Source organism: Serratia sp. JSRIV006 (assembly GCF_019968685.1).
In the GTDB taxonomy this organism is placed as follows: Bacteria; Pseudomonadota; Gammaproteobacteria; order Enterobacterales; family Enterobacteriaceae; genus Chania; species Chania fonticola_B.
This window is the reverse complement of record NZ_CP074137.1, coordinates 3,404,037-3,420,338: the sequence shown is the minus strand read 5'-3', so window position 1 is coordinate 3,420,338 and position 16,302 is coordinate 3,404,037. Positions and strand designations below refer to the sequence as shown.

The window sequence follows — 16,302 nt, the reverse complement described above, 5'->3', positions numbered from 1 at the left end:
CCGTATGTCTACTCCGTTATTTCGCCGCAAGGCATTGCATGCCGCATTACTGGCCGTTCCTGCTTTCGCGCTGAGCCTCAACGCGCTGGCGGCGGATATCCCTCGAGTTTTGGTGACCGTTAACGACAAACAGTGTGAGCCGATGCAGTTGACCCTGCCCGCCGGTAAAACCCAGTTTGTGGTGCATAACACCAGCCAGAAGAACCTGGAGTGGGAAATCCTCAAAGGCGTGATGGTGGTGGAAGAGCGTGAAAATATCGCGCCAGGTTTCACCCAGAAAATGACGGCAAACCTCGAGCCGGGTGAATACGACATGACCTGTGGGCTGCTGAGCAATCCGAAAGGCAAGCTTGTCGTCACGGCTGCGGGTGCGGTAGCTGATGGCAAACCGAATGTGATGGATCTGGTTGGCCCGATTGCCGAATATAAAGTCTATGTCACCAAGGAAGTTGAAGGGCTGGTCAAGCAGACCAAGCTGTTCACCGATGCGATCAAAGCCGGTGATGTGGCCCAGGCCCGCAAGCTTTATGCGCCAACCCGTCAGCACTACGAGCGTATCGAACCGATTGCCGAGCTGTTCTCCGATCTGGACGGCAGCATCGACGCCCGTGAAGACGACTATGAGAAAAAAGCCGAAGATCCGAAATTCACCGGCTTCCACCGTCTGGAGAAAGCGCTGTTTGCCGATAACACCACCAAGGGCATGAATGAGTATGCCGATGGTCTGTATAAAGACACGCTGGAGTTGCAAAAACGCATCGGTGAACTGACCTTCCCGCCAAGCAAAGTGGTGGGCGGTGCTGCTGGCCTGATTGAAGAAGTGGCGGCCAGCAAGATCAGCGGTGAAGAGGATCGCTACAGCCGTACCGACCTGTGGGATTTTCAGGCCAACGTCGATGGCGCCCAGAAGATTGTCAACCTGTTGCGTCCGCTATTGGAAAAGGCCAACCAGCCACTGCTGGCCAAGATCGACGCCAACTTTAAAACCGTCGATACCATCCTGGCTAAATACGAGACCGCAGAGGGTTATGAGTCTTACGAGAAGCTGACCACCGCGGATCGTAATGCGATGAAAGGGCCGATCACTACGCTGGCAGAAGACCTGTCACAGCTGCGTGGCGTGCTGGGTCTGGATTAAGGCTGAGCATGATGAACAACAAGACCGGCCCGCATAACGGGCCGTTTCCTCAAGATGAGCAGGCCGCTTCGCCTTCGCGTAGGCGGTTGTTGCAGGGTTTGGGCATGATGGGCGGTGCTCTGGCGTTGGCGGGGCCATCCCTGGCGCGGGCAGCAGAAGAGCCACTGGCTACCTCGCAGGACGAACGCTGGCAAAAACAACCGTTCTACGGCCAGCACCAAGCCGGTATTTTGACGCCGCAGCAAGCGGCCATGATGCTGGTGGCTTTCGACGTGTTGGCGACCAACAAGCAGGATCTTGAACGGCTATTTCGCCTGTTGACCAGCCGTATCGCTTTCCTCACCAGCGGCGGTAAGGCTCCGGAGGTCGATCCCAAGCTGCCACCGTTGGATTCGGGCATTATGGGGCCAGAGATCTACCCCGATAATCTGACCATCACCGTTTCCGTTGGTACCTCGCTGTTTGATGAGCGCTTTGGCTTACAGGCGCAGAAACCGCTGCACCTGCAAACCATGACGCGTTTCCCCAACGATTCACTTGATGCTGCCCTGTGTCATGGTGACCTGCTGCTGCAAATCTGTGCCAATACCAATGAAACGGTGATCCACGCGCTGCGCGATATCATCAAGCATTCGCCAGACTTGCTCAGCGTGCGTTGGAAGCGGGAAGGTTTTATCTCGGCTCACTCGGCCCGCAGCCGGGGCAAAGAGACGCCGATTAACCTGCTGGGCTTCAAAGACGGCACCGCCAACCCAAAAACCAGCGATAAGCCGTTGATGGATCAGGTGGTGTGGGTCGGTGATAAGGCGGGGGAACCTGCCTGGGCCGTTGGCGGTAGCTATCAGGCCGCGCGTATTATTCGTTTCCACGTCGAATTTTGGGATCGGACGCCGTTGCAGGAGCAGCAAACCATCTTTGGCCGTGAAAAACACAGCGGTGCGCCGTTGGGGATGAAGCACGAGCATGATGAACCGGACTATGCCAAAGACCCGGAAGGTAAGCTGATCCGCATGGATGCCCATATTCGGCTGGCCAACCCGCGCACACCGCAAACCCAGAGCAGCCTGATGCTGCGCCGTGGCTACAGTTATTCGTTGGGCGTTTCCAATTCGGGGCAACTGGAGATGGGCCTGCTGTTTGTCTGTTACCAGGCTGACTTGGAGCAGGGTTTCCTGACGGTGCAGAAACGCTTGAACGGTGAAGCGCTGGAGGAATACGTTAAACCTATCGGTGGCGGCTATTTCTTTGTGCTACCGGGCGTCAAGACGAGTGGCGATTATTTGGCCAGCGGCTTGCTGCAGGCTTGAACAGCTAAGTTTTTCAGCATAACAGAGAAGCGCAGCGCAAAGGTTGCGCTTTTTTATATGCTCAATTTTTAATCCGGAAACCTAAATGTCATTCACCGGGATTAAAACCAATACATTGATATTTAACGATTAAATAATTTAATGCCAAGTCGTTTTCGCTTTGATATAGTGGTGTTGCAGCGGGTTAAAACAAAAAATATTAATTTTTTTTACATTTTAGCAACGCGGCGCGGTTGAATGTCATTATACTGTAATCATCTGGCGGTAGTTTTCACACGGTGCACAGCTTAGTGCTGTAAATATCACTGCGGGGATCGCTAATGGTAAAGTCCTTGGTTGGGCTACAAACAACAAATAACATACCTTCCCTGATTTCTCGTTGTAACGAGGGCTCTCTCTACGACTCTCAATTTCTGACCGACTCTTGGCTTTCCTTTCGCATTAATCCGGCTGACACACACTCCTGTTTTGTACCAACCTCGTTGTTCTGTGAAAAAGAGCCGCGCCTTTTGGCGGCTAGGTGTTTACGTCATTCTATGGCTTTAAAGGGGGCCAAAACCTAATACGTGTGTAACATAATCGCTCGGTGTTTGCTGCCCTGCGGTAGGTGAAACAAACTGTAAGGTGCCACTATGGGAAGACAGAAAGCAGTGATCAAAGCACGTCGTGAAGCCAAACGCGTCATTCGTCGCGACGCTCGTAGTCATCGCCAGCGTGAAGAAGAAAGCGTGACCTCGCTGGTACAAATGGGTGGTGTGGAATCTATCGGCATGGCACGTGACAGCCGGGATACTTCTACCATCGAGGCTAGAACCGAAGCTCAAGGTCATTACTTATCAGCCATAGAAAACAAGCTGTTGATATTTGCCACTGGTGAGGCCGGTTGCGGTAAAACCTTCATCAGTGCTGCCAAGGCAGCTGAAGCCCTGATACATAAAGAGGTGGATCGGATTATCGTCACTCGTCCGGTTCTGCAGGCGGATGAAGATCTCGGCTTTTTGCCGGGGGATATCTCTGAGAAGTTCGCCCCTTATTTCCGGCCGGTGTATGACATTCTGCTACGCCGTTTAGGATCGTCGTTCTTGCAATACTGCCTGCGCCCGGAAATTGGCAAGGTAGAGATCGCGCCTTTCGCCTATATGCGCGGGCGTACCTTCGAAAATGCGGTAGTCATCCTGGACGAGGCCCAGAACGTGACGGCCAGCCAGATGAAGATGTTTTTGACCCGCCTGGGTGAGAACGTCACGGTGATCGTGAACGGCGATATTACCCAGTGCGATTTGCCACGCGGTGTGAAATCCGGCCTTAGCGACGCGCTGGAGCGCTTCGAAGAGGACGAGATGGTCGGCATTATTCGTTTCGACAAACAGGACTGTGTGCGCTCTGCCTTGTGTCAACGCACGCTTAATGCTTACGATTAATTTGTCTGATAGTTTTCCAAAGGCCACTTCGGTGGCCTTCAGATTGCTAACTAACCCCACTTTTTATGTGGGGTTCTTCTTTTTTAGCGACCTGTACCCATGGTGTTGTTTCGCATCCGCGAAGCTTTCTGTTGTTATTGGGTGGTCGAAAATTGATCAAAATCACAAAAATGGTTAAATTATAGGCACTGATTGTTAATTTTATGTGAGCTATTGCTTTACAGTAACTCTTGTTGGGAAGAGGTCTAATAATAAGGTTGCAACGAGCCGATAAGGAATGACGATGAAAATAAATGCGGAGCAAAAAAAGACACAAATATCGAGTTCACATCGACTGATTGGATTAGCATGTTTGTGCGGTTATTTCAGATGGCACGATTTCATTCAGGACAAAGTTTGAGATTTTGCAATTAGCTGGTGTGAAAAAAGTTTACCTATCACAAGAAAGTGCCTTTGATTGGCTAAGGTTTAGAGGGCAACCTTTTTTTTACAGTAATGATACTAAAGAGGTTTACTTGTCTGTGTTAAGGTCAAAGTTATTTTATGAGTAATCTAACGGGAGGAGGTTGTTATGAATAAGGAATATATCACATTGACCGCGCTTTTTTTGGGACAGGGGCTTACTGGTTCTATAATTTCGTTGCTGACGCTAACCTCTACATTGGCTGGTAATATGCTGTCGCCCGTAAGCTATTTAACAACGCTACCGGTGACTGCTACTGTTCTGGGGGCTGCGCTAATGGTCTACTATGCGTCATTCTTAATGAGCAGGTATGGGAGAAGAACCGCATTTGCTATTGGTAGTTTAATTGGGTTGGCTGGGAGTATATTAGCTATAGCGGCTATTTTTTATCACTCCTTCGCGTTGTTTGTATTTTCTACATTCATTATTGGCGGCGCGACAGTATTTAATCAATATTACCGGTTTGCGGCTGCTGAAGTATTTGACAGTGAAAGTATGAAAAAACGATGCACTTCGTTTATCATTGGTGGCGGCATACTTGGGGGCGTGTTAGGGCCATTTCTTGCAACTCAAGGTGCATACCAGTTTAGTAATCATGTTTTTCTTGGAACGTTTTTAATATCAGCTTCCGTATTTGTATTAACGCTGCTGACGCAAATGTTTATAATTTTGCCAAAATCAGAGATGGTTGTTAAAGGAAAGAGCTCAAGCGACTCTGATACAGGGAGTAATCTCTATCGTCATACGATTAGATCTAATGATTTTATCATTGGGACGCTAAGTTGTGCGTTAGGTTTCGCTGTAATGACATTATTAATGAACTCTGCACCGTTAGCCATGCATCACGCTCATTTTGATATAAATCAAAGTGCTGTTGTTTTACAGTGGCATTTTTTTGCCATGTATGCACCGGCATTACTATTGCCGTTTATTTTGAGTAAGTTAAGCACGTTTAATTTAATTGCGTTAGGGGCTTTGTTATTTCTGGTGGGTGTTTTAGTTGCACTCTGTCTTGATGCGTCAATGGGTTACTTGATTTCGCTGATTGCCGTTGGTATTGGCTGGAGTTTTATGTTCAGCGGTGGCACATTTTTAATTAATAGATGCTCGCTACCGGAAGTAAAGCATAAGGTACAGGGACTAAATTCATCAATGACGTATTTATGTAATCTCGTTGCTTCTTTCTCTGTTGGTATGTTTATGATTAATGAACGTGGGTGGTGGGTTGTTAATGCCATGTCTGGCCTGATTATGATTATCTTCCTTATTTACCTGATGAAGGGGAGGATGATTAAAAAACAATGAAAACGGGATGAGGCGAGGTCTTATTGATGGTTTATCTGGTAGCTTGAGTTTGAGAAAACGGCGCTAACAATAGATAAACCGAAATTTAAGGGGAAGAATCGCCAGCTTCTCGTCTCAATTTTTCTGGGGATCCCTCGACCCTGTGAGTGGGGGCGGTCTCGATGACCAGAGCAAGACGTCGATCTCCATTTTTCCCTAGCGTAAATCCCATTCTCGTTTAAGCTTTGTGTAAGTTTTTGTGGCTTTTTGTATAGAATTTTGGTTTCAATAACGTTAATTATTGGTGTCTTGCGGCCGTTAAACCAATCTTAACGGAGCTAAAGGAATCGTTGGGTTGTGTGCTGTGCTTGCATACTGATGGTTGTATTTTGGGGCTCTGAAGTTATCATGAAATATATCATTCTTATCTTATTGATTTTGTGCGTTATTTACATTCATTATCGTGGCCGTGTTCGCTATCCCTTTTGGCGTCAGCTTTCCGACCATTCCACCTTTACCGCCCCGCTGAACGTGTTTATGTACCTGTTCTCACGGGTGCCGACCACGCCTTACCTGCAACCGGAGCAGTTCCCCGATCTCATTATCCTGCGTGACAACTGGCAGACCATTCGGGAAGAAGGGCAGCAACTGATGGAGATCCAGCAAATCAAGGCGTCGGATAAATTTAACGACGCCGGATTCAACTCCTTCTTCAAAACCGGCTGGAAGCGCTTTTACCTGAAGTGGTATGAGGATAACCATCCTTCGGCAATGGCGTTATGCCCGCAAACCACTGCGCTGTTGCGTAGCCTGCCTTCGGTGAAGGCCGCGATGTTTGCCGAATTACCCCATGGCAGCCGCTTGCCACGCCACCGCGACCCTTATGCCGGTTCGTTGCGTTATCACCTGGGGTTGATCACCCCGAATGACGACCGCTGCTTTATCGAAGTGGATGGCGAACGCTACAGTTGGCGCGATGGTGAAGGGGTGATGTTCGATGAAACCTATCTGCACTATGCCGAAAACCAGAGCGGGGAAAACCGCCTGATCCTATTTTGCGACATCGAGCGGCCGATGCGTTACCGTTGGGCGCAGGCGGTGAATCACTGGTTGGGACGTAATTTGATGAGTGCTGCGACAGCACCGAATGAAGAGGGCGATCGTACCGGCGGCGTCAATCGGCTGTTCAAATATATCTATGCCGTGCGTAAGGTTGGCAAGCGATTAAAAGCCTGGAACAAGACGGGCTATTACATTATCAAATGGCTGCTGTTTGGCGGGATTGCAGCACTGATTTTCTTTGCACTATAAATAGAACGGGGCGCAAATAATGCGCCCCGTTGATGTTTTGTAACCACCCGCTATCAGGCAAATATCGTCATCATATAAGCGGCAAACAGTGCCAGGTGCGCGGTGCCGTTTAACACGTTGGTTCTGCCGGTAGAGAACGAGATATGGCACAAGATCAACACCGTCAGCATCACTACCATATGCGGTGCTTGCAGGCCGAAGATTAGCGTCTGGCCAGTCAGGGTGGCAATAATCGTTACCGCTGGCACCGTCAGTGAAATGGTCGCCAGCACCGAGCCGAAGAACAGGTTCATGGCGCGCTGCACCTGATTGTTCAACACCGCGCGCAGAGCACCCAGCCCTTCCGGGGACAGGATCAGCAACGCAACCAGGAAACCGGTGAACTGGGTTGGTGCGTTCAGCTTGGTAAGCAAGCCTTCAAGCGGGTTGGCGTTGAATTTGGTTACGGCAATTACCGCGACCAGATGCACGATCAACCAGGCGGCATGCCACAGGCTGCTGTGCGACGAGGGTTTACCGTGGTGCGGGTCGCCATCGTCATCTTCGTGTTCATAAACAAACAGGCTCTGGTGGGTTTTGGTCTGGATCAGCAGGAACACGCCGTACATTGCCGCCGAGATGGCCGCAACCAGCAGTGACTGGCCCACGCTGAAGTTGCCACCAGGCAAGGCGCTTGGCAACACCAGCACGATCACCGCCAGTGGGAGGATCGCCATCAGGTATTGTTTGATACCGCCAAGGTTAACGTACTGGGTAGCAAACTTGCGCCCGCCGAGCAGCAGGGCAACCCCAACCAATCCGGCAGTGACAATCATGATAATTGAATACAGTGTGTCACGCATCAGGGCCGGGGCCGCGTCGCCGGTTGCCATCAGTGCCGAAATCAGGCTCACTTCCAGGATCACTACCGACAGGCTGAGGATCAGCGAGCCGTAGGGTTCACCCAAGCGGTGGGCCAGGACGTCTGCATGGCGTACCACGCTGAAAGCACTGCTGAGGATACCGACCAGGGCAATAATGTTGATGGCCACAATCAGTGGGAAACTGCTGGTACCGCTCCACAGGTTGAGCACAACCAACGCGGCGATAGGGAAAATCAGGGAATACTCTGTGTGGCGAGATTTGGATCGGCCAGGATCGTTGTGCGACTTCATTACGGTACATCTCCTTCTCAAACTGCGTGGCCCGTCATCGCTGTTCACCTGCAGATAGGGTCAGCGTATCCAGAAAGTTGTTAATAATAATAGGATACACTCTGCGCATGACGCCGAGTAATAATGTGATGTTGTGTTTGGTTTTTAGAAAGCAAAACTTTGCTTTATGTGATAAGAGTAACAAAAAAACCGCATACGATGCGGTTTTTTTTACTTACTTTTACGTAAAAATCCAGGTGTTCTATGTTAAACGCCTATAAAAGGGTTTTAACTGGCATTTTTCACGGTAAATAAGGCAGATAATGGCGTTCAGGAGTCAATGTTATCCATGATATCGTGCCTTTTCTGGTGGTAACCCTCTTCATTTAGCCCTTCACGCCAGTAAGGTACCGCATAAAGCTGATTACGCTCACATTGGCGCTCCCGGCGCAGGTAACGACGCAGTTCGACCACCAGGCGGTCCTCACCTGCCAGCCAGTACTGGGTGCCGCTTTGCGACAGTGGCAAGGCGCAGAATTGCGTGATGAGATCGGCCGTTTTCTCCGTGCCGCCAATGATCCAGCTTAGTTCTACACCGGCAGGTTTTTGCAGATCGATAACGTCCGCAGGGGTATCGACGCGGATAAACGCGTGGCCTTCGCTATGTGCTGGCAAGTTTTCCAGCAGTGCGGCGATGGCTGGTAATGAAGAAGGATCGCCAGCCAGGCAGTAGAAGTCGGCCGCTGGCAACATTGGTTTGGGGCCGCCAGGGTTGCTGATACCAATTTTATCCCCCGGCTTGGCCTGGCGTGCAAAGTTCACCGCTGGCCCGCTATGGTCGTGCAGGGCAAACTCAATATCAATTTCACCCTGTTGCGGGCGGACGGCTCGAATAGAGTAGGTGCGAATTAGCGGGCGCACGGCATCGGCGGCCCACACCGGGCCCTTCTCGGTGAGCGTGGGCAGGTCTGGCTGGGTTTGGCCTACGAGCGGTAAGAACACCTTGATATGTGCGGCGGCGGCTTCAGCAGGGTAAAAACGCAGGTCTGGCGCGCTGAAGGTGATACGGCGCAGGTGCGGCGTGATGTCGCGTAAACGGGCAACTTCGATCAAATAGGGTGCGCGGCTGCGAGGGGTTTCGGTTGTCACGGGGTTCTCCTTTATCATTCTGCAGGCAGTATATCATGCCATTTGATAATGAGAATTGTTTGCTGATTGGCGTGGCACATCAGGCCAAGCGGCGTGATCCGCCCGGATTGTATTTTTTTACGGTTAAAACGCTGAGCTCTGTTAACAAAACGCAGGGGAAGAGTAAAGTTTTACGTCTATAATTATTATTGCTTCTGGGTACAAATACTTTTTCACATTAAATATGCCTGGAAACTTGATTGAAGGGTCAGAAAAGAATATGGTCGTTTATACCCGTCGTCTTTCAAGTTGCAGCGTTGTTATCTGCACTTACCCACCCCAGTCACTTACCCAAAAGTAAGCTCCTGGGGATGAGTAAGCTTGTTGCCTAGCTGCAACTTGAAATCCATAGGGTATATATTTTTTGCTGGGCGGTGGAAATAAACACGCCCCGAATCCCAAAAAAGAAATTGCATACACAGTGGCGAAGGGTTTAGGGCAATCCTATTCCCAGGAGGTTGTATTAGGTGTTAACTCGAGATTTTCTGCAAAAAGCAGACTGCAAAACGGCATTCGGCACGATCGAAGAGTCGCTGTTGCTGACGCCGGAACAGCGCTCGGCCTCACTGACATGTACACTCTCCAGGCGGCCGGATAATAGCCCAGTATGGGTTTTCGGCTATGGTTCACTGATGTGGAACCCGGTATTTGAATCCGAAGAGGTGCGCCCGGCGACGCTGCAAGGCTGGCATCGGGCATTTTGCCTGCGTTTGACCGCCGGACGGGGCACGCTGCATCAGCCAGGGCGCATGCTTGCTCTACAGGAAGGGGGGCAAACCACCGGTCTGGCCTTCCGCCTGCCGGAAGATAAGCTACGTGAAGAGCTGGAACTCCTGTGGAAGCGTGAGATGATCACCGGTTGCTATCTGCCAACCTGGTGTGACCTGACGCTGGAAGACGGCAGCATCGTCACCGCCTTGGTGTTTGTGATGAACCCGCAGCATCCGCTATTTGAAGCGGATACCAGCCATCAGGTGATCGCTCCGCTGATCGCCAGCGCCAGCGGCCCGTTGGGCACCAATGCGCAGTATCTGTTTGCCTTGGACAACGAGCTGAAAAATCACGGCATGAAGGATGACTGCATCGGCGATCTGGTCGGCTATGTCCGCCAGTGGCTGCAACAGAACACCTCGGGGCCAATAGGTGGCGAAGCCACGGCCTAACCTTCAGTTACCGTCGGGGCGTGGTATTGCGCGCCCCCAAATGCTTCAACAACCTTCGCGTTGATATATCTTATCCCTCTAGGTAATAACTTTTTGCTGCATAAATCATTTAGCCACAATATCAAGGTGGTTATTTATCTCATTAATTTTAAAGCCATTTAAAATCTAGAGAAAAGCGGTGGTGAATTTTTAATGATAAAAAATGCACTTAGCATTAAAAGCTATAAGTAAAGACTATTCCTTATTTGTTCTGTTTGCCCAGACTCCGTATCAATATTGTTAACGGTTTTGGGGAGAGAAGAGGACGGAATGAATTTTCAGCAATTAAAAATTATCCGTGAGTCAGCGCGTTGCAACTACAACCTGACTGACGTCGCGAATGCGTTATTTACCTCACAGTCTGGGGTTAGCCGTCATATTCGCGAGCTGGAAGAAGAACTGGGGATTGAGATATTTATCCGCCGTGGCAAACGGTTATTAGGCATGACCGAACCGGGCAAAGAGCTGTTGGTGGTCGCGGAACGCATCCTCAATGATGCCAATAATATCCGCCGTCTGGCCGATGTGTTCAGCAGTAAAGACGCGGGCCAACTCCATATTGCCACCACCCATACCCAGGCCCGCTACAGCCTACCGGGGGTGATTAAGGAGTTTCGAGCGCTGTATCCGCAGGTACGCGTGGTGCTTAATCAGGGGAGCCCGGAGGAGATTGCCGCCATGCTGGCCTGCGGCGAAGCGGATATCGGCATCGCCAGTGAACGCCTGATGAGCGAAGAGTCATTGGCTGCTTTTCCCTATTACCGCTGGAACCATGCAATCCTGGTTCCGGAAGGCCACGAATTGACACGCCAACCGCTGGTTACGTTGGAAATGCTCAGTGCGTTGCCGTTGATTACCTATCGCCAGGGGATCACCGGGCGCTCACGGCTGGATGCGGCATTCAAAGCCGCAGGGCTGACGCCGGATATCGCGCTAAGCGCCCAGGATTCTGACGTCATCAAAACCTATGTTGAGTTGGGGCTGGGTGTAGGCATTCTGGCGGATATGTCGTTTGAAAAAGAGCGCGATCGTGGGTTGGTGAGCCTCAATGCCGAACATTTGTTTGAGCCTAATACCGTCTGGTTGGGGCTGAAACGCGGTCAGTTACAACGTAACTATACCTGGCAGTTTATCCAGCTATGTAATCCCACCTTGTCGCTCACGGACATTAAAGAGAAAGTGTTCTCCGATCAGTTGGAACAGGTTATCGACTATCAGATCTGAGGCTGTAATGCGCTGGAATGGTGCAAAACGCGCCATATCACTGTGCAATAGTGAGGGGTGGATTACAGATTGCACGGCAATAACACTGTAAAATCTGTAGCTTGGCAAACTGGCATACAAGCTGCTTTACCTTTAACGCGGAAACGTTGACTATCCGCGACGAATTTCAACAGGCGTCCGTGCAGCACGTTTGCCCCAATGGTGGAATGTGCTGTTCGGACGTCTTTTTTATCGCTGGTAATACCCTTGGTTGAGATCCCCGATTACAGGTTTTTCCGATGGCTTCTTTTTGCCGATCGCTTACCCTATGGCTTCAGGTTGCATTATGCTGTGCGGCAGGTTTTTTCTTCCTGCCGGAACGGTAGTGTCAACGAGGTAAGTTTGCCATGCGGCAAGGAAGACGAAGGGCAAACGTGGTTATGACCAAGGTTATTCAGCAAAAGATGTCACAGTTGTTATCCAGCACGCGCTTACTCGGGTTATTAGCTCTACCGGTGATAATGTTTAACGCCCAGGCGGAAGCTCCCCCGGCAGTGGCTGGCGTGGCTGATGCCCAGGCTGAGGCACCCGCTGCAGTAAAAAGTGAAGCTGAGGTTACGGTGGAAGCACCCTCGGTTGGGACGAGCGTGATTGACGATCTGGCTAAAGCGCCACCGACTGCAACAGTAGAAACCCAGACGGTAGTACCAAAGGCGGCGGTAGCAGAAGCTCAGACAGTAGCGCCTCCAGCAGAAACCCAGGTTATTGCTCCACCGGCGGTGGCAAATGCGGCTGATATCGCGGCTAAAGTGCCTGCGGCTGTGGTCAGTGAGGTCAAGGCGCAAGCATCCCCGGCGCAAGAACTGCCGGATCTGGGCAGCGCTGGCGTCAACGATGCCGAAAAAGAAAAAGAGTGGGCTACGCGGGCGAAAAAGCTGGCAGAGCAGAATCTTAACCAGATATCCAGCGAGCGGGCGCGCGCCGATACCAAAGATTACCTGACCAACCAGGCCAGCTCGGTCTTACAGCAGGAGACCGAGGAGCTGCTTTCGCCACTTGGCACCGCTAAATTGTCGCTTGCTGTCACACCTGAAGGGGATTTTACCGGCAGCAGCGGTCAGTTGTTCAGCCCGCTCTATGACGTGGATGGTTTGTTGACCTACAGCCAGGTGGGTTATCTGCAAAAGGCTAACGGTTCACAGGGTAATTTTGGTCTGGGGCAGCGCTGGGTGGTGGGGGATTGGCTGCTGGGCTACAACTCCGTACTCGACAGTGATTTCCAGAATCAGCGCAACCGCGGCAGCATCGGTGCAGAAGCCTGGGGTGACTATCTACGCTTATCGGCCAACTATTACCACCCGCTATCATCATTTTCACCACAGGCAAATAATGCCGTCTTTCTCGGCCGTCCGGCGCGTGGCTACGACATTACCACTCAAGGTTATCTGCCGTTTTACCACCAGCTTGGGGCCTCGCTCAGCTTTGAACAGTATCGCGGCGCCAGTGTCGATCTGCTAGGCAATGGCAACAAACAAACCGATCCTAGCGCTATGCAGGTGGGGCTCAACTATACGCCGGTCCCGTTGGTCACGGTCAAAGCCTTGCACAAACTGGATAATGTGGGCGAAACCCAGGACAAGGTCGAGCTGGCCATGACCTACCGCCTTGGGGTGCCGCTGCTCAAACAGATTTCTCCGTACTACGTAGAACAGGCCAAATCATTGCGCGGTAGCCGCTATGACAGCATTGAACGTAATAATGTGCCGGTGCTGGAGTTCCGTGAAAGCAAAACGTTGCAGGTGTTTCTGGCGACGCCGTCATGGAGCCTGAATCCAGGGGAAACGCTGCCGCTGGTGCTGGAAATCAAGGCGGCCAATAAGATCGCTGCGGTCAACTGGCAAGGGGACACTCAAGCAGTCAGCCTGACGCCACCGGCGAATATCAACGATCCGCAGGGGTGGACCTTGACGGTGCCCGCGTGGGATGAGACGCCAGGGGCCAGTAATCACTACCAACTGTCCGTCACCCTTGAGGATGAAAAGCAGCAGAAAGCCACCTCGAACTGGATCACGCTACAGGTTACCGCTCCCCTGAGCTTGTCTATTGAAGGGGAGCCTGGGTTACCACCGCCGCAAACCCTGCAGCCACCGGCAATCCCGGCGGTTACCGGGCCGTTGCACCCAGAGGGTAACTAATCCTTCTTATTACCCAACACCCAAACGGCGGCTTCTACGCGGGACTTCAGTTTCATCTTCTTCAGCAGGTGTTTCACGTGCACCTTGACGGTACTCTCGGTGATCATCAGTTTACGGGCGATCAGCTTGTTTGGCAGCCCCTGTGCGATCAGCTTGAGGATGTCGCGCTCGCGCGGGGTTAACTGCTGGATGTCGCGTTCTACCGCCGGGCGGTTTTCCCGCAGGCTGGCCGCCAGCACTGGAGTCAATGCTTCGCTCAGTACCATTTGCCCTGCCGCCGCCTGATGCAGCGCCTTGAGCAGTTCCTCTGGTTCCATATCTTTCAATAGATAGCCATCCGCACCGCGTTTTAGCGCGCTCACCACATCGTCTTCATGGTTGGAGACGCTGAACACCACCACGCGGCCGGAAAGGGCGGTTTGGCGCAGGCGATCCAGGGTTGCCAGGCCGTTCAGTCCGGGCATATTCAGATCCAACAGGATCAGGTCGGGATCGTGCAGCTCCGCCAGTTCCACCCCTTGTTCGCCATTGCTGGCTTCGGCGATGACTTGCAGCCGCGGATCCATGCTAATCAACTGCTTGACGCCGTTACGCAGCATGGGGTGATCGTCAATCAGCAGTATGGTGGCAGCTTCTTCGGTCGTCATAGTATTTCCTTATTCAATAGCGGAGTTATCCGGGCGGAACGTCACCCGTACTTCGGTGCCGCCGCCGCTGCACGGCAAGATTTCGCACTGGCCATGCAGGCTTTTGGCGCGATCGCGCATGATGATTAGGCCGTAATGATCGGGCCGTTCACTGATATCTGGCAGACCACGGCCATTGTCGCTGACGCTCAGGGTGACTTCGCCCTGCAGGTTGGTCACCCGAATCGCGACCTGGCTGGCCTGCGCGTGTTGGTGAATGTTACTCAATGCCTCACGCGCGATCTGCAGCAGGTGGATCGCCTGATAGGCCGGTATGCTTCGTGGTCCTAACTGATAATCCAGTTCGATGGTGATCCCCAGCCGCTGGTTGAATTCTTGTACCGTAGACTGTAGTGCCGCCAGCAGGCCAGGCTCGGTCAAGCGCAGGCGGAAGGTGGTTAACAGCTCGCGTAACTGGCGATAGGCGGTACTGATCTCTTCACGCATCTGTTGCACCAGCGCCAGGCTGGCTGGAGGGAGTTCGCCCCCCTGCATTTGCAGGCAACTGGTCTGCATTTTCAAGCAGGTGAGGGACTGAGCGATGGAGTCGTGTAACTCGCGGGCAATCGCGGCACGCTCTTCCATCAACATCAACTGCTGCTGGTGGTCAACCTGGCGTTCTATCGCCAATACGCTGGTCAACTGCTCTATCAGGGTATTCATCAACTGACATTGCTCATCGCTTAGCCGTTGTTCTGGTGCATGTTGAGCGACGACGATGCCATAATTGCCCAGTTGGTCACTCAGGCTCCAGCTAAGAGAAGGATGGCCCTGACTATGCGGCTGATGTTCGCTCAAGCAGGCGCTACAGACCGGATTATGGCAATACTCCGGCCTCAATGGCTGGTTACCGCTTAATTGTAGAAACTGTTCCTGACTGTTGTTTTCATACAGCCGTACCTGGATGCTGTGTAGCGGCGTCAAGGTTTGCAACTGGTTGAGGATCGGCGTCAGGCGGCTACAGATCGGCTCGCTGGTGTGCAACTGCCGGCTGGTGCGATACAGAAAACCCAGCACCTGATTTTTCTGTTGCAGGTCGGCGGTTTTTTCTGCGACACGTTGCTCCAGCCTGGCATAGATGGTGGCAAGCTCGTCGGACATGGTGTTGAGCGCGGCGCCTAGGGAAGACATCTCGTCCTGATGCCCACGTTGGGCAAAGCGGTGGCTGAAATCACCGCGGCCAACCGCCAGCGCCAGTGCCACCAATTGACGCCAAGGGTGCAGCAAACGGCGGCGTAGATAACAGATGGTGCCGACCAGCAGCAACAGCGTCAGGGCGATAAATCCCCCCTGAACCAGCGTCACCATCAACAAGCGCCGTTCGGTTTGATGATCGATATCGGAAACCAGCTTGTCCAGCAGGCTGACAAAATGGGCCACTTGGGGGGCCGCATCGGCGGGGCGTTGTGCTTGGCGCAGCCGCGGTTGCAGCTGGTTTAGCCAATAGTCACGCAGCGTCAGCAACTGTGGGGTTAGCCCTTCGCGCTCCAACGCCAGCTGCAAATCGCGGCTGGTTTCATCCTGATCCAATCCCTGCATCAGGAGGTCACTGCGGGCATCCAGAGGGACCTGAGACAGCAGACGGTAGCTCTGCATCCGTAGGGAGCCCGCCTTGTTGATGGCATGAGCATTGCCCTGAATGCTTTGCGACATCCAGGCGGAAATACTCATTCCGGCGATACCCAGCACCCCCAGCAGTAGCATTAGCAGGGCAACCTGGTTAACGATGGAAAGCGGAGCCAGCAAGCGTTTCATCGAATACGCGTCCCCT

12 protein-coding genes are annotated in these 16,302 nt (G+C 52.3%); 8 read left to right on the top strand and 4 right to left on the bottom strand.

Features of this window, described 5'->3' with window-relative positions; all coding sequences use genetic code 11:
• Positions 1 to 4 precede the first annotated feature (4 nt).
• The 5 genes from efeO (at position 5) to lpxO (ending at position 6,924) form a co-directional block, all read left to right on the top strand.
• Complete coding sequence (gene efeO / locus KGP16_RS15840; protein ID WP_223499961.1) at positions 5 to 1,138, top strand: iron uptake system protein EfeO; 1,134 nt, start codon at positions 5 to 7, stop codon at positions 1,136 to 1,138.
• An 11-nt stretch (positions 1,139 to 1,149) separates the two neighbouring features.
• Positions 1,150 to 2,445, top strand: a complete 1,296-nt coding sequence (efeB, locus tag KGP16_RS15835; protein ID WP_037375391.1) for an iron uptake transporter deferrochelatase/peroxidase subunit — start codon at positions 1,150 to 1,152, stop codon at positions 2,443 to 2,445.
• A gap of 632 nt (positions 2,446 to 3,077) precedes the next feature.
• Positions 3,078 to 3,866, top strand: coding sequence for a phosphate starvation-inducible protein PhoH (gene phoH / locus KGP16_RS15830; RefSeq protein ID WP_021180979.1), 789 nt, complete (start codon positions 3,078 to 3,080; stop codon positions 3,864 to 3,866).
• A gap of 571 nt (positions 3,867 to 4,437) precedes the next feature.
• Positions 4,438 to 5,634 (top strand): MFS transporter, encoded by a 1,197-nt coding sequence (locus KGP16_RS15825; protein WP_094983050.1) that lies wholly within the window; start codon positions 4,438 to 4,440, stop codon positions 5,632 to 5,634.
• A 387-nt stretch (positions 5,635 to 6,021) separates the two neighbouring features.
• Positions 6,022 to 6,924, top strand: a complete 903-nt coding sequence (gene lpxO / locus KGP16_RS15820; protein ID WP_021180981.1) for a lipid A hydroxylase LpxO — start codon at positions 6,022 to 6,024, stop codon at positions 6,922 to 6,924.
• A gap of 53 nt (positions 6,925 to 6,977) precedes the next feature.
• On the opposite strand, the gene chaA is transcribed toward lpxO, so the two are convergent.
• Entirely contained in the window at positions 6,978 to 8,078 is a 1,101-nt protein-coding gene (chaA, locus tag KGP16_RS15815) for a sodium-potassium/proton antiporter ChaA (RefSeq protein WP_021180982.1), read from the bottom strand.
• Positions 8,079 to 8,387: 309 nt separating this feature from the next.
• Positions 8,388 to 9,206 (bottom strand): siderophore-interacting protein, encoded by an 819-nt coding sequence (locus KGP16_RS15810; protein ID WP_021805684.1) that lies wholly within the window; start codon positions 9,204 to 9,206, stop codon positions 8,388 to 8,390.
• Between the two features lie 506 nt (positions 9,207 to 9,712).
• Here KGP16_RS15810 and KGP16_RS15805 point away from each other — a divergent pair.
• From KGP16_RS15805 to KGP16_RS15795, 3 genes are all read left to right on the top strand, one after another.
• Entirely contained in the window at positions 9,713 to 10,408 is a 696-nt protein-coding gene (locus KGP16_RS15805) for a gamma-glutamylcyclotransferase (RefSeq protein ID WP_021805682.1), read from the top strand.
• A 309-nt stretch (positions 10,409 to 10,717) separates the two neighbouring features.
• Entirely contained in the window at positions 10,718 to 11,671 is a 954-nt protein-coding gene (gene cbl, locus KGP16_RS15800; protein WP_021805681.1) for an HTH-type transcriptional regulator Cbl, read from the top strand.
• 419 nt (positions 11,672 to 12,090) lie between these two features.
• Entirely contained in the window at positions 12,091 to 13,845 is a 1,755-nt protein-coding gene (locus tag KGP16_RS15795) for a YchO/YchP family invasin (RefSeq protein WP_223499960.1), read from the top strand.
• Here the strand turns inward: KGP16_RS15795 and narL are convergent.
• Positions 13,842 to 14,492, bottom strand: coding sequence for a two-component system response regulator NarL (narL, locus tag KGP16_RS15790; RefSeq protein WP_071680870.1), 651 nt, complete (start codon positions 14,490 to 14,492; stop codon positions 13,842 to 13,844). The genes KGP16_RS15795 and narL overlap by 4 nt on opposite strands.
• A 9-nt stretch (positions 14,493 to 14,501) precedes the next feature.
• Positions 14,502 to 16,286: a nitrate/nitrite two-component system sensor histidine kinase NarX gene (narX, locus tag KGP16_RS15785; RefSeq protein ID WP_094983210.1), complete on the bottom strand. Its 1,785-nt coding sequence runs from the start codon at positions 16,284 to 16,286 to the stop codon at positions 14,502 to 14,504.
• Positions 16,287 to 16,302 lie beyond the last annotated feature (16 nt).

Excerpts from the sequence above, each read along its gene's own strand:
- efeO (WP_223499961.1), top strand. The coding sequence starts at position 5 with ATGTCTACTCCGTTATTTCGCCGCAAGGCATTGCATGCCGCATTACTG.
- efeB (WP_037375391.1), top strand. The coding sequence starts at position 1,150 with ATGAACAACAAGACCGGCCCGCATAACGGGCCGTTTCCTCAAGATGAG.
- phoH (WP_021180979.1), top strand. The coding sequence starts at position 3,078 with ATGGGAAGACAGAAAGCAGTGATCAAAGCACGTCGTGAAGCCAAACGC.
- KGP16_RS15825 (WP_094983050.1), top strand. The coding sequence starts at position 4,438 with ATGAATAAGGAATATATCACATTGACCGCGCTTTTTTTGGGACAGGGG.
- lpxO (WP_021180981.1), top strand. The coding sequence starts at position 6,022 with ATGAAATATATCATTCTTATCTTATTGATTTTGTGCGTTATTTACATT.
- chaA (WP_021180982.1), bottom strand. The coding sequence starts at position 8,078 with ATGAAGTCGCACAACGATCCTGGCCGATCCAAATCTCGCCACACAGAG.
- cbl (WP_021805681.1), top strand. The coding sequence starts at position 10,718 with ATGAATTTTCAGCAATTAAAAATTATCCGTGAGTCAGCGCGTTGCAAC.
- KGP16_RS15795 (WP_223499960.1), top strand. The coding sequence starts at position 12,091 with ATGACCAAGGTTATTCAGCAAAAGATGTCACAGTTGTTATCCAGCACG.
- narL (WP_071680870.1), bottom strand. The coding sequence starts at position 14,492 with ATGACGACCGAAGAAGCTGCCACCATACTGCTGATTGACGATCACCCC.
- narX (WP_094983210.1), bottom strand. The coding sequence starts at position 16,286 with ATGAAACGCTTGCTGGCTCCGCTTTCCATCGTTAACCAGGTTGCCCTG.